We start from the raw sequence: 14,343 nt of genomic DNA, 5'->3' as shown, positions 1-14,343 counted from the left end.
CTTTTTTTGGTGGATTTTTTCGAAGTGAATGAAAAATGTCGCATTTCCATTAAAATATATATTGATAATGATTTTCATTGTCTGATAATATGAATCTACAAATCATTTCTAAGGGAGAAAACAATATGAAGAAAGCAAAGGCGTCATTAGCAGTCTTACTATCAACCAGCCTATTATTTGGATGTACGCAGGAAAAGGAAGAAACTAAGCCGGCAGATGATAACGCCAAAGAAGCGAGTGCGAGTAAGCTTGATGATGTATCTAACGAGTATCGGGAATATGCAATTGGTGAAATAGAAGAGTTCGTAAACGCAACGGAAGAATTTACTACAGCGGTATCTTCCGGAGATATTGAAAAAGCGAAGGAAGCATACGCACCAGCCCGCATGCATTATGAGAGAGCGGAACCAATCGCAGAAGTATTTGGGGATCTTGATCCGAAAATTGATGCACGTAAAGGGGACGTCAAAGATGCAGAATGGGGCGGTTACCACCGGATTGAAATGGGGTTATGGGAAGAAAATACAACGAAGGGGTACGAAGAGTATGCAGATCAATTAATGAGTGATGTCAATTTGCTTCGTGCCAAAGTTGAAACGGTTGAGGTCACACCTGATGTGTTAATCACGGGTGCAGTGGATTTATTGAATGAAGTTTCTACCAGTAAAGTTAAAGGAGAAGAGGACCGATATTCTCATACGGATTTATATGATTTCGTTGCAAATGTAGAAGGTGCAGAAAAAATCTATGAACTGCTTACCCCAGCGCTGAAAGAAAAGGATGCGAAGCTTGCTACGGAAATCCAACAACGTTTTGACAACGTATACGGCTTGCTTGAAAAGCATAAAGAAGGGAATGGCTACATCTCATATACGGATTTAAAGGAATCCGAGGTCAAAGAGTTGAGCCAAGCAATTGATGCATTAGCTGAACCACTTTCACAAATAGGGATTGTAACGGAGGAATCATAATTGAAAGAAAACACATCAAAAGATGAAACTGGTATTTTTTCAAAAAAAGTAAGCCGTAGAAATATGTTGAAAACGGCAGGAGTCGGTGGAATCGGAGTCGCGATAGGGGCATCTGGATTTGGAGGACTGCTGACTCTTTCTGATAAAAAGGCAAAGGGGCAAACTAAAGATATTGTTCCTTTTTATGGAGCGCATCAGGCTGGTATCACCACTGAAGCGCAAGATAACCTTTATTTTGCATCATTGGAAGTAACGACAGATAATAGGTCTGACTTAATCCAGCTGTTTAAGGATTGGACAGAGGCTGCGGCTCAGATGACAGCAGGAAATTTAATTGGTGAATCATCTCTTAATACAAATATGCCCCCAAAAGATACGGGGGAAGCGGAAGAATTATCACCTTCCAATTTAACGATTACTTTTGGAGTGGGTCCTACCCTATTTTCGAAAGATGGGAAAGATAGATTTGGTTTGAAATCGAAAAGACCTGCTGAATTAAAGGACCTGCCCAAATTCCCTTTAGATGCATTAGAAGATGAATGGAGCGGTGGGGATATTTGTATTCAAGCATGTGCAGATGATCTTCAAGTGGCTTTTCACGCGGTTCGGAATTTAGTGAGAATCGGGAGAGGGAAAACGATCATTCATTGGGCACAGACAGGTTTTCAACGGACTAAGCAAGCCGATTTACAAAAAACGACACCGCGAAACTTATTTGGGTTTAAGGATGGGACTGCCAATCCGGATAAGAATAATAACAGTGAAATGAATGAGCATGTTTGGGTAAAGGCTGATGATGGGCCAGACTGGCTTATTGGAGGCAGTTATATGGTGGTACGCCGAATCCAGATGTACATTGAAGTTTGGGACCGCACAATATTGAAAGAACAAGAAAATACGTTTGGCCGACATAGGGATAGTGGAGCTCCACTAGGAATGAAGAATGAGTTTGATAGCGCTGACCTGGAAGCTAAAGACCCAAATGGAAATCGGATCATTCCCGAAAATTCGCATATGAGTCTATCTAGGGGGGACGGAAAAGCAAAGATACTGCGACGTCCTTATTCATATGCAGATGGAATGGATTCTAAAACAGGAAGCTTCAATGCGGGCCTGCTATTCATTTGTTTTCAGCGAAACCCAAGTAAACAATTCATTCCCATACAGGAGCGACTAGCGAAAAATGATAAGCTCAACGAATATATCGTTCACAAGGGCAGTGCCATGTTCGCCTGTTTACCAGGTGTGAAAAAGGGTGGCTATATTGGGGATTCCCTTTTTGGATAAATTGGATTACAAATGAGGACGTGAAAATCGCCAGCATGGATATTATCCGGGTTGGCGATTTTAGTTCATGAAAAAGGAGGGACCGGTATGACCGTTTCTAAATGGAAGAGTGGGATATTGGTTTTAATAGTCAGTCTTTTATTTCTTTCATCTGCTGTAAGGATCGTTTCGGCGGGTGAAAACCATGATCAGCTTTTTGTTTATATTGGCGATAGTTTAATGAAGGTAAAATCCGGGGACCTTGAGGAAGTATCGAAAAATATCAATCTATTCGAGAAAGAATGGAAAACGATAAAAACGGACAGTGAAAGTGCGGGGAAAGTCGACGAGCAACTATCCGCTGTAAAAAGCGCTTTGAGAGATCAAGCCACCACAGATGAAATCAAAAAGCGGCTATCGGCTTTATCAAGTACTCTTGTTACATATGATACTAATGAAAATCCAGTTGACAAGACGGATTATCAAGAAAGGTTACAAGCGGTAATTCCTTTAATAGATGAGTTGAACGCAACGGTAACTAAAGGTGACTTTGATCTAGCAAAAGTTCAATATACGAACCTGCTGAATCAATGGACCGACGCAGAGGTAGTTGTCAGGGAGAAAAGTGTTGCTGCGTATGGTGAAATTGAAACAAATATGGCCTTTGTACGAATAGCGATTACACAAGATCCCCCTGATTCGGAAAAAGCCAAAAAGAATCTAATTGAATTGAAGGGTCTAATGGAGGATTTCCTTGCTGGTAAAGTTGAAGAAGGAAGCCAGAAGAAGACCTATTCACTTGGGGATGTAACGCATCTCTTACAAAGAAGTGCAACGGATATTGAAAAGGATAACATCGATTCTGCCGTTGATCAGTTAAATGAAATTTTAACAATTTGGCCTAATGTCGAAGGGGAGGTCTCCACAAGGGACAGCAAGCTTTACAGCGATATGGAAACGAAAGTCCCTACTGCAATCAGCCTATTGCAATCGAAAAAGGTAAAGGCTGAGGAGGCGAAGGGAATCGTATCCGATTTAAACACAAGGTTACTCCCTTTGATTGATGATACGAGTTATACAACATGGGATGCCGCCCTGATTCTTTTACGGGAAGGGTTGGAGGCACTCTTGATTGTAGCTACATTATTGTCTTTCCTAAAGAAAATTGGGCAAGCGGACAAACAAAAATGGATTTGGACAGGGGTTGGTGTAGGTTTAGTTGCCAGTTCCATATTGGCGGTCATAATCAATATCGTTTTCTCTCAGATCACGGCTGCGTCAAGCCGGGAATATATTGAGGGAATCACTGGGATACTAGCTGTATTGATGATGTTGACAATTGGTCTGTGGCTTCATAGTAAATCGAATGTCCATGCATGGAACCGGTATATCAGCAAGCAAATGAACCAAGCCATTGCGATGGGAAGCATCATCTCTTTTGCCTTAATCAGTTTTCTATCCATATTCCGTGAAGGTGCGGAGACCATTATCTTTTATGCTGGAATGGCTCCTTATATGGAATTAAAGCAGCTGATGAGCGGGATTTTCCTTGCCTTCCTCATATTAGTGGTAATTGGATTTATCATGTTGCGCTATAGTGTGAAATTACCGATGACCCTATTCTTTAAAGTCGCAACGATACTCATATATGCCTTGGCTTTCAAGATTCTTGGGGTCTCTATCCATTCGCTTCAGGTTTCGCAAGTGATACAGACAAATACGATCAGCTCCTTCCCATTTGTAGAATGGATAGGTCTCTATCCAACAATGGAAACGCTGGTGCCGCAAGCTGTTTTAATTCTTTTAATCGTATTGGCGACCTATTGGGTTAAAAGGAGTAATTCTTTACATGCAACTGAATAAAGAAATGGGACTGACGTATGTCAGTCCCATTTTGTGTAGTTTTAGCGAAGAAATCGGCGATAGGAATATTGCTTCCATTGATAAAGGATAAAGCAGCCGATGGAGAAGCCATTCCGACCATCTAAGTGAATATATAACCGGTAACATCTAAAGCCAAGCAAAAAAGAAGTCAAACCAAGACAGGAATAGAATCGGAGGGCTTCTTTTTCAAAAAAAGCTTTGCGAGACGCATGACTGGATTGAAATTAAAGAGAAGACCTAAAATCCCCGCTGCTAAAGGAATCACCAAAATCCATATTTGTCCCGTTATTAAGGCAGTGGCTACGCTTAACAAAATGACCCATTGTTTCGTCCGTACTAATGGGCGGGGAATGAAGCCAATTTCACTCATCATACTAATATCAATCTTCCTGATGTGTTGTGTTGTACTTTATCTTTATTTTAATAACAGTGATAAAAATGCAAAGTCACCCTCTAATTTATAATTATTTTAATTTAGTATTGATTATCATTATTAAAGTAGTATAATATGAATAACAAGCAGTTAAAGCGAGGAGGACAGTATAAATGGTAGCAAAAGTCTGTGAAACATGCGGAAAACCAATAAAAAGGCTAAAGCATTCTTCCCTATGCCAATGCGGTCCTAAGATATTGAGCAATCAATTTTCAGCTACAAACAAATAGAATCCATGGATTAAATCATAAATTAAACCGATTATTCAATTAATCGGTTTTTGTTTATCCAATGGAGGGTAAAGATGTGAATAAAACAATATTTATCCTTTTATCCAATTAAAAATATTTTTAATTTCAATAAAAATAATGTACGATTAGAGGATAGAATAAAAAGTCATGGCGGAAAAGACATATGTTAAGTTTGTCTAAACCATCACGTGACGGTTTGGAGGGGTTATATTGGGAACGAGACATTAAAAATTGGCGAGTTGGCGGAAATGGCGAATGTTACAAAACGAACCGTTGATTATTATACGAACTTAGGTCTGCTTAAAGCAGAACGTTCCGCCTCTAATTACCGTTATTATTCGGTCGGTGAACTTGAAAGGCTCCGCCTTATCGAGGAATATAAAAGAAAGAACCTTTCATTGGAAGACATAAAAGATATATTTAAACAGGAAAAGGAAGTCGCATCAGCAATTGAGGAAACAGGCCTTCAACTGAAAAACAAAATGGATGGCCTGAACGAAGAACTTCAAGAAGTCATCAGCTTGATTAAAAAGGACGAAAAAAATGAGCTTCTTCTAAAAAAACAGATTTCCCATGAAAGCATGGCCTTGATCCAATCATTACTAGTGTTGCTGGGATGATTAAAATTTATTCCCTATTATTTTGTGTGCAAAGGTGCATATTAACGATAAAGGCTAAATGGTTTTGGTTCATATTAAGGCGAAATCGCTTTTTGAAACGAAAAAACCCATTTATACAGGAGGTGCTTGGGATTAAACCGTGTATGTCTAATCCGAATGTTTGAAGGATAGGCAACTATATATGGTGAACCCGCACATATTGGAGATTTTTATAAAATTATTAGCAGTAGCTGTACTAATAGCATTAACCGCATTTTTCGTTGCATCGGAATTTGCAATCGTGAAAGTCAGAAGTTCCCGAATCAATCAGTTGATTGAAGAAGGGCATAGAAATGCACTTGCGGCTAAGAAAGTGACTACCCATATCGATGAGTACTTATCTGCCTGTCAGTTGGGGATTACAGTAACCGCCTTAGGTTTGGGGGTATTGGGTGAACCGACAGTTGAGGCGATCTTAAGACCATTGTTCAATAAATGGGGATTAGAGGAATCGGTAAGTCATATCATCTCTTTCGTAATCGCATTCGGTTCTGTAACATTCCTTCATGTTGTAGTGGGGGAACTGGCACCAAAAACAGTTGCGATCCAAAAGGCAGAAGAGGTAACGTTGCTTTTTTCAAAGCCGTTAATTCTCTTTTACCGCATTTTGTACCCATTTATTTGGTTACTGAATGGTTCTGCCCGTCTCCTAACTGGCATATTCGGATTAAAGCCTGCTTCTGAGTCCGAAATGGCCCACTCTGAAGAAGAACTGCGCATCATTTTATCGGAAAGCTATAAAAGCGGTGAGATCAACCAGTCGGAATACAAATATGTAAACCAGATATTTGAATTTGATGAGCGTATTGCGAATGAGATCATGGTCCCGCGTACGGAAATGACCGTTATCGAAAAGGGCATGCCATTATTGGAAGTTGTTGAAGTGATTCAAGAAGAACAATACACAAGGTACCCGGTCATAGACGGGGATAAAGATAATGTCGTGGGAATGGTCAATATCAAGAGACTTTATACAGCGACGATTACAGAAGAAAATGTAACAGCGCTGACAGTGGATTCCTTTGTAACACCCGTCATCCGTGTTCTTGAAACGATTGCCATTCATGATCTGCTGCTGAAAATGCAGAAGGAACGGATTCATATGGCGGTCTTGACTGATGAATATGGCGGAACTGCCGGCCTTGTTACGGTTGAAGACATCCTTGAAGAAATCGTTGGGGAAATCCGAGATGAATTTGACCAGGATGAACGTCCACTTATTCAAAAAATTGATGAAGGGCATTATGTTTTCGATGCAAAAACATTGGTTGAAGATGTCAATGATACCCTTGCAATCGATTTGCCAGAGGAAGATATCGATACATTGGGTGGATGGTTCCTGACAGGAAGATTTGAGATTGCGGTCGGGGATAGAATTGAATATGCCGGATATGAATTTACTGTAAAGGAAATGGACGGCCACCATGTTTTATATGTGGAAGTGAAGAAAATTCAATAACAGATTCGCAACATGAGCCGAAGGTGAAAACTTTCGGCTTGTTAATGTTCTTAGGTACGAACAAGTCAATTTGGTGTTTATAATAATGGGTAAGGCAGACTGTTACTTAATTGGAAAAGGAATTCATTTAAAATAACACTGTAGGTAACTATTTAGCATTGAAAATGTTAAAATTGAGTTTGAGCATGAATCTATTTATATATCATTTTAAATTTCAAAGGAATATAAGTGGAATTCTTGTATTTCGATTTTTTGCAATGCCGTTTATTTCGGGCTGGTATAAATAAGTATTGAAGGTGGGCGGGAAAAATGGGTTTTAAGAAGAAGCAAATGTTGGGATTTGGTTTGATCTTGCTTTTCTTGGCTATTTTACTTTCTTTCATGATGGTTACGCTTAACAATTTAAAGAGCAGTATGACTGAAATAGTTGAAAATCGCTATGAAAAAGTTCTAGCTTCAATGGAAATCCGTCAGCTTTTTTCTAGGTCGGACCGTGAGATTCTGTTTGCAGCTAATGACACAAACAAAGAAGAAAGAGCAGAGAGCCTCGAAATCATCAATGAGAATCATAGTTTGATTGAATCGAAAATTGCTGAGTTATCAGGCAGTTTACAAAGGATGAAAGCAAAGCAATTATTGAAAGAGTTCGAGACTCAATATGCTTCTTACTCCATAACAGAGGCTGAAATCATCCAAAAGATAAAATCGGGAAGTTCTTCGGTTGATCTTTCAAGCCTGATGGAAGACCAGAGGGAAAAACGAACGAAAGTCATCAGGACGATGGAGGACTTTAAGGATTACCAAGAAGGTGTCATGAAAGATACCTTAAGTAATTCGAAACAAACCTATGAAGATATGGTCGGTTTTGTGATTTTTGCGGTCATTCTCAGCATTTTGGTTATTTCCTTAACGGTTGTTTGGATGCTTCGCAGTACATCGAAAGATCTGCAATCGATTACGAAGGTCATCAAAAATATCGATTTTAAAAATTTATCGGTCGTACCAAGAATTCCGGTTCGAACTACTGATGAAATTGGTGATATAGCGAGATCGTTCAATGATATGGCGGAATCGCTTGAAATCTATAATCAAAAAGAGAAAGATTTCACCGAGAAGATCAGTGAACAGAACTGGATCCAGACTCGTGTTGCAGATATAGCTACCATGTATCAGCGCATTGTTGATGTGGAAGTTCTTGCTGATCGGTTCATTACAAGACTTACACCGATGATGGGAGCTTCAATTGGAGCTTTTTACGTCAAACGGGGTGAGGGTGTGGATATGCGTTTTGTGAAGCTTGCTAGCTTTGCGGGAGATGGTGAAGATTCGGGCAGACGTGAATTCCGTCTTGGAGAAGGTTTGATCGGACAATGCGCCCTAGAAAAAAAATCGAAAGTCATTGAAGATATCCCTGAAGATTTTCAATTGGTTACTACAGGATTAGGGGAAATCAACCCGAAAAGTATTGTCATTGCACCAGTTGTTTTTGAGGATGAAGTTGTGGCGATGGTTGAACTGGCAAGTTTGGAGGCCTTTACGAAGTTGCAAAAAACTTTCCTGAACCAGGTTCTTGATACTCTAGGCATCACGATTAATAATGTAGAGGGCCGGATGGAAATAGAGCGTTTATTGAGAGAATCACAAGCACAGACCGAAGAGTTACAGGCTCAATCGGAAGAATTGCAATCACAGTCAGAGGAAATGCAAGCCCAATCAGAGGAACTGCAAACACAGGCTGAAGAGTTGCGAATGATCAATGAACAATTAGAAGAAAGAAATCGTGAAACGGAAGAAAAATCGAAAGAGCTTCAAGTCACTAAACAAAATCTTGAAAAACAAGCGGAAGAATTAAAGTTAAGTTCAAAATATAAATCCGAGTTCATGGCAAATATGTCCCATGAATTGCGGACACCGCTCAATAGTATTCTGATTTTATCAGAAATGCTTTCAGATCCGAATGATAGTAAATTAAATGAAGAGCAAAAGGAATTCGCTCGTGTCATTAATTCATCAGGCCAAGACTTATTAACGTTGATCAATGACATTTTGGATTTATCAAAAGTTGAAGTTGGAAAGCTTGAAGTGGTCTTTGACGAAATGAATTTGAGTGAACTTCCTGAGTTATTGCACCGTAACTTTGATCACGTAGCAAAGAAAAAGAACATTGACTTTATAATAGAAAAAAGTAAAAACGTTCCGGATATTTTCTTTACGGATGAACAGCGCTTCCAGCAAATTTTGAAAAACCTGTTATCCAATGCATTTAAGTTCACGGAAAAAGGTTCTGTGTCTATCCAAATCAAAAAAGCTGATGAAGAAAATGTAGCACAATGGATACAGACAAAAGGAGCTAGCAATTGGGTTGAAATTAAGGTGAAGGATACGGGTATCGGAATTTCAAAAGAGAAGCAAAAACTTATCTTTGAAGCGTTCCAGCAAGGTGACGGAGCTACAATGAGAAAATATGGCGGTACAGGACTTGGGCTATCGATTTGCCGGGAGTTTGCCAAACTTCTGGGAGGCTGGGTGATTGTAGATAGTGAAGAAGGGCAAGGCAGCACCTTCACCCTCTTTATTCCGAGCATGCCAGAGGGCTTCAAACATATTGACGAAGCAATAGCTGCTTCTCCAGAAGTGGCAGCAGCCAATCACGAGGATTCTGCCGCGCCATTTGACGGTCAGGGAGAACCGGATGTAGTTATAATGGATGAAGAAAACCGGGATAAGGTCAAACCGTTCTGCAATAAAACAGTACTAGTCGTCGATGATGATCACCGTAATATATTTGCTCTGAAAAATGCGCTGAAGCATGAGGGGATGGAGATCCTTACAGCTGAAAATGGCTACGAATGTTTGGAACTCCTTGAAAAAGGGAACGATATAGATGTTATATTGATGGATATCATGATGCCGGGCATGGACGGTTACGAAACGATGACCAGAATTCGCGAGCAAAGTAAGTTCGAGGATCTTCCAATCATCGCGCTAACTGCGAAAGCGATGAAAGGCGATAGGGAAAAATGTCTGAAGGCCGGAGCTTCCGATTATGTCAGCAAGCCATTAAAATTGGATCAGCTGCTATCCGTCCTTAGAGTATGGCTGACTAATTGATTGATAGTACCTGTAAGGAAGGTTTTGCATGAAGGATACTTTAACGATTGAAGAAAGAGAAGATTTAGAAATCGAGTTATTGTTAGAGGCCATTTATTCCGTCTCTGGCTTTGACTTTCGCAAATATATGCGTTCTTCAATAAAAAGAAGAGTTGAAAATAGAATGAGACTGGACCATATTCGAAGGATTAGCGGAATGATAGAAATGGTTTTATATGAAGAAGGGTATGTCGAGAAGCTTTTGAAAGATTTTTCAATAAATGTCACGGAAATGTTTCGCGATCCGGATTTCTTTAAAGCCTTTCGTTTAAATATCGTTCCGCTTTTGAAAAACCTTCCCGAAATCAGAATATGGCATGCTGGTTGTTCGACCGGTGAAGAAGCCTTTTCCATGGCGATCATCCTCAAGGAAGAAGGACTTTATGATAGGGCAAGGATTTATGCCACTGATATGAATGAAGAAGTCCTCCGTCATGCGGAAAAAGGAATATTACCTTTAAACAGAATGCAGTCTTATACGAAAAACTATTTGCAAGCTGGAGGTAACCAGGAATTTTCGGAGTATTATACAACCGATTATCAAAATGCTTATCTTGATTCGGATCTCCTTAAAAACATTGTGTTTTTCCAGCATAATTTAGTTACTGATGGTTCGTTCAATGAATTTCATATCATAATGTGCCGGAATGTGATGATTTACTTTACTGGCGAATTACAGACCTATGTTAATCAGCTGTTTTATGACAGTCTTTGTAAAGACGGTTTCCTTGCAGTTGGTAGTAAGGAAACACTTCATACATCATCCTTTTCGAAAGATTATGAGGACTTTGACTCAAAGGAACGAATTTATCGGAAATTGTAAAGAGAAAGAGTTCGCATATATGCGGACTCTTTCTTTTTAATTTAGAGCATATACTATATTTTTCACTTTTTTGGATTTCTATGTTTATGGTGTCGGAAGAAGGGGTATAAACAATGAGTTGGTCTTCAGTTAATATTCGTTGTTGTGGTTTATTATTATTAAAAGAGACTGAACTTCGTTATAATATAATGGGAAAATACTTGTTATGGGAGCTTTATTAAACTAATCCATATTATAAAGATAAATGTTGCTGCTCGATATAAGCCAAAAGGGGAATGAAAGAATGAAGATTCTAATCGTAGATGATAATCAGGTTAACCTTTTCGTTATAGAGAAAATTCTAAAGCGAGCTGGCTATACGGACTTTCTATCATTAACTTCAGCTGTTGAGATGTTTGAATATTTACAGGTGGATAGTCCTCAACCTAAACAGACTTCAGTTGATATCATTCTGCTTGATATCATGATGCCGGAGATCGATGGGATAGAGGCATGCAAGAGGCTTCAAAGTATTCCTCACCTTAAAGATATACCGGTTATTTTTGTGACCGCTCTTGAAGATTCAAACAAGGTGGCCGAGGCACTTGATGTGGGCGGTATTGATTATATAATGAAGCCTATCAATAAAATAGATTTACTTGCGAGGATTCGCGTGGGTTTAAGACTTAAATATGAAAAAGATTGGCATAAAATGCAGGATGAAAAAATTCGCAACGAATTGGATCTCTCCATGCAAGTTCAAAGCAGTTTATTAAGTGAGCCCATTAGAAATGATCACTTAACTATAAGAGCATCATACTTACCTGCGAATAAATTGGCAGGGGATATGTACTATTGGCACCGTATCGATGAAAATCGGTATGGGATCATCCTGTTGGATATGATGGGGCATGGCATATCTGCCTCACTTGTGTGTATGTTCATTTCTTCAGTTTTGAGAGATGCCATCAGGACACATACTGATCCAGTGGCAGTCATAAACGAAATGAATCGCTGGATGAGTACCCTTAATAAAAAAGACAACCTTGTGCATTATTATTTTACCGCGATTTATTTGATCATTGATACAGAGCAAAAGACAGTGGAATATGTGAATGCTGGACATCCTCCAGGCTTTGCTTTAATAGATGATGGAAAAGTGGCATTACTTTCAAAAGGGACATGTCCAGTTGGTTTCTTTACCGAGATGAAAATTGAAAAGTCCATCATTCATTATGAAGAGAAGATTCAGCTTATGCTATTTACGGATGGAGTCATGGAAGCTATAGACCGGGAAGGGACAGAAGGACTCGACCAAATAAAACAAGCGGTCTCGACGAGATGGTTTGATTGTAAAGAATCTCCCCCTATCGATTTTTTGATGTCCCCGGAAATGCAGCAAGATCAACCTGATGATATGTGTGTTGTTGTTATTCAAGCAAATTGAAGAAGGAAGAGGCGGCAGATTATCTGCCGCCTCTTCTCTATATAAGGGGGGTCACTTGAGAATGTCCGTTTAGAGTATTGAGTGAATAATGTATCCAGCTATTGCTTCAACGGTTATTTTTCAATTTACTAATGTTATCCTGTAAATTGCCTTTTAATTTATCGACTTTACCTTCTGCTTGTAAGTGAGGATCATTTTTCGCGTTACCGACTTGGTCTTTTGTTTCGCCTTTAACCTTATTTACAGTACTTTTTACTTTGTCTGATAAACCGCTCATTATGTTACCTCCTTTTTCTTTATATACTTTATATACCCCTGAAGTTTATGGGTAAACCCAATTTATAGTGAAAGGAGGTTAAGAAGCGATTGTTGCCCTTTTACTTTGCTTTTGAATGAATTGACATGACCGTTCAATGATATGATCTTTATCATGATCCAACGAGGCCACATGATATGAATTTTCAAGGGGCACCATTTCCTTATCACTGGACATGACAGTTTCGTAAATCTGATAGGAACATAGGTCTGGTACAACATGATCTTCTGGAGAATGGAAGAGGAGTATTGGGCACGTAATGTTTTTAAGTAGTTGACTGCTATGTTCCATTATATCGAGCAATTGATTAATCGCTTTTGACGGAACTTGGTCATATGTGACTTCTTTGGTTGTATCATCTTTTATGTCTGGTTTGCCTTCAGGAATGAAGCGTGGAAGCAATTGGTTACGGTATATTTCATATTCAGGAACTTGAAGAGCGGCATTGATGGTTAGAATCCCGTCACAAGCCACTTTTGTCGCTAAATCCAGGACAAGAGCTCCTCCCATTGATTGGCCGATAGCGAATACTTTGGTGCAGGTTCGCTTTAACTTTGCGTAGGCCATTTCAACATCTTGTATCCATTCTTGATAATGACTCGTTTCCATTTCACCTTCATTCGTTCCGTGGCCCGCCAATCTGGGGGCGAAGACAGTAAATCCTTTGGCAGCGAATTTTTCACCTAAATACCTTACGCTTTGTGGTGTTCCATTAAAACCATGGCAAATAAGGATACCGATAGAATTGCCGGGTAAGAAAAAAGATTCCGCACCTGGTATTACCATTGCTGCTTTCATATTCCCCATCTCCTTTTAGCTATATAGTTAAGTTTAATTAAAAGTTAGCTTGTAAAAAGTATAAATATTAACTATTCCGATTATATTACTTGGTTATATATTAACATAATGGAAATTTTGAAGTCAACTTGGTTATATTCCATGCTCCCATTAGATTTAGATGTCATTCATAAAAAAGATATACAGATACTTATTAGGCCTATTATATGTTTATGGATGTTTACAGAGGAATTCTGAGTTTTCTTGTTGATAACTCTATCTGTTCTTCGCAAATTTTTACCTCCGAGGGAGAAAGAACCGATAGGTATACTAGCAAGTCATTCAAGAATAAGGAAAAACCAATGAATATTCGAGGGGAGAGGGAGTAGTCAATTTAATTAAACAAGTGAAGGAGCTCTGTTTCATACTTTAACATCCCTGCAGAATGATAATACATAATCCACAAAAGTAATCATGTATAGTTACATCTCTTTCTATTATATAAGTACTGTCATGGAATTGTTTATGAACTGAAGAAGCTAATAAACTGTGCACTCAAATAAATATAATAAATAGAGAAAAAGCGTTGACTTTAAGGTGAAATAGGATTAATATAAATAAGCACCAACTAAGACAAACGAAAAACTTCATCCGCTTTTGGCAGATTGCTAGAAGAAAATAATAACTATTGACTTCTTATTATGAAGATGATAAGATGAAATGGTCGCTGAAAAACACGGCGATTTAAAATAAGTTAAAAACTTCGCAGAAGTTGACAACTAATCAATAAGATGTTATGATGAATAAACAAGCCGTTCGAAAGAATGATTGTTGAAAATTGCTCTTTGAAAACTGAACAAAACAAAGCGCCAACGTTAAATTTTAAGTGAGCACACACTATTAAAAAAGCAAAATGAGCAAGTCAAAC

The 14,343-nt window shown here is 38.8% G+C and carries 11 protein-coding genes; 8 read left to right on the top strand and 3 right to left on the bottom strand.

The genetic code is table 11. The annotated features are described in order from the left end of the window. Positions 1-125: 125 nt before the first annotated feature. The 3 genes from efeO to ACQKKK_RS21975 all read left to right on the top strand — a co-directional run bounded on the left by efeO (position 126) and on the right by ACQKKK_RS21975 (position 4,100). Complete coding sequence (gene efeO, locus ACQKKK_RS21985) at positions 126-971, top strand: iron uptake system protein EfeO (RefSeq protein WP_427619101.1); 846 nt, start codon at positions 126-128, stop codon at positions 969-971. Beyond that, positions 972-2,258: an iron uptake transporter deferrochelatase/peroxidase subunit gene (gene efeB / locus ACQKKK_RS21980; protein ID WP_427619099.1), complete on the top strand. Its 1,287-nt coding sequence runs from the start codon at positions 972-974 to the stop codon at positions 2,256-2,258. A gap of 87 nt (positions 2,259-2,345) precedes the next feature. Next, on the top strand, positions 2,346-4,100 hold the full coding sequence (locus ACQKKK_RS21975) for an FTR1 family iron permease (RefSeq protein WP_427619097.1): 1,755 nt from the start codon (positions 2,346-2,348) through the stop codon (positions 4,098-4,100). A gap of 169 nt (positions 4,101-4,269) precedes the next feature. Here ACQKKK_RS21975 and ACQKKK_RS21970 read toward each other — a convergent pair whose 3' ends face one another. Continuing rightward, the gene (locus tag ACQKKK_RS21970) at positions 4,270-4,494 is read right to left on the bottom strand and encodes a DUF4395 family protein (protein WP_427619095.1); all 225 of its coding nucleotides are present in this window, start codon (positions 4,492-4,494) and stop codon (positions 4,270-4,272) included. A gap of 559 nt (positions 4,495-5,053) precedes the next feature. Between ACQKKK_RS21970 and ACQKKK_RS21965 the strand changes: the two genes are divergently transcribed. From ACQKKK_RS21965 to ACQKKK_RS21945, 5 genes are all read left to right on the top strand, one after another. After that, positions 5,054-5,425 carry a MerR family transcriptional regulator gene (locus tag ACQKKK_RS21965; RefSeq protein ID WP_427619093.1) on the top strand — a complete coding sequence of 124 codons (372 nt, stop codon included), beginning with the start codon at positions 5,054-5,056 and terminating at the stop codon, positions 5,423-5,425. A gap of 199 nt (positions 5,426-5,624) precedes the next feature. After that, positions 5,625-6,923, top strand: a complete 1,299-nt coding sequence (locus ACQKKK_RS21960; RefSeq protein WP_427619091.1) for a hemolysin family protein — start codon at positions 5,625-5,627, stop codon at positions 6,921-6,923. 309 nt (positions 6,924-7,232) lie between these two features. Further along, positions 7,233-10,034, top strand: a complete 2,802-nt coding sequence (locus ACQKKK_RS21955; protein WP_427619089.1) for a response regulator — start codon at positions 7,233-7,235, stop codon at positions 10,032-10,034. 28 nt (positions 10,035-10,062) lie between these two features. Beyond that, complete coding sequence (locus tag ACQKKK_RS21950; protein ID WP_427619087.1) at positions 10,063-10,896, top strand: CheR family methyltransferase; 834 nt, start codon at positions 10,063-10,065, stop codon at positions 10,894-10,896. A 283-nt stretch (positions 10,897-11,179) separates the two neighbouring features. Continuing rightward, positions 11,180-12,322 carry a SpoIIE family protein phosphatase gene (locus ACQKKK_RS21945; RefSeq protein ID WP_427619085.1) on the top strand — a complete coding sequence of 381 codons (1,143 nt, stop codon included), beginning with the start codon at positions 11,180-11,182 and terminating at the stop codon, positions 12,320-12,322. Between the two features lie 106 nt (positions 12,323-12,428). On the opposite strand, the gene ACQKKK_RS21940 is transcribed toward ACQKKK_RS21945, so the two are convergent. Both ACQKKK_RS21940 and ACQKKK_RS21935 read right to left on the bottom strand, forming a co-directional pair. Beyond that, positions 12,429-12,599 (bottom strand): CsbD family protein, encoded by a 171-nt coding sequence (locus ACQKKK_RS21940; RefSeq protein ID WP_081108663.1) that lies wholly within the window; start codon positions 12,597-12,599, stop codon positions 12,429-12,431. A 78-nt stretch (positions 12,600-12,677) separates the two neighbouring features. Beyond that, positions 12,678-13,436: an alpha/beta hydrolase gene (locus ACQKKK_RS21935; RefSeq protein ID WP_427619083.1), complete on the bottom strand. Its 759-nt coding sequence runs from the start codon at positions 13,434-13,436 to the stop codon at positions 12,678-12,680. Positions 13,437-14,343: the final 907 nt, after the last annotated feature.

The sequence above is a fragment of the Peribacillus sp. NPDC006672 genome (genome assembly GCF_050274955.1).
Classification (GTDB): domain Bacteria; phylum Bacillota; class Bacilli; order Bacillales; family DSM-1321; genus Peribacillus.
The sequence above is the reverse complement of the archived record's forward strand: the minus strand, read 5'-3'. Positions and strand labels throughout refer to the sequence as shown.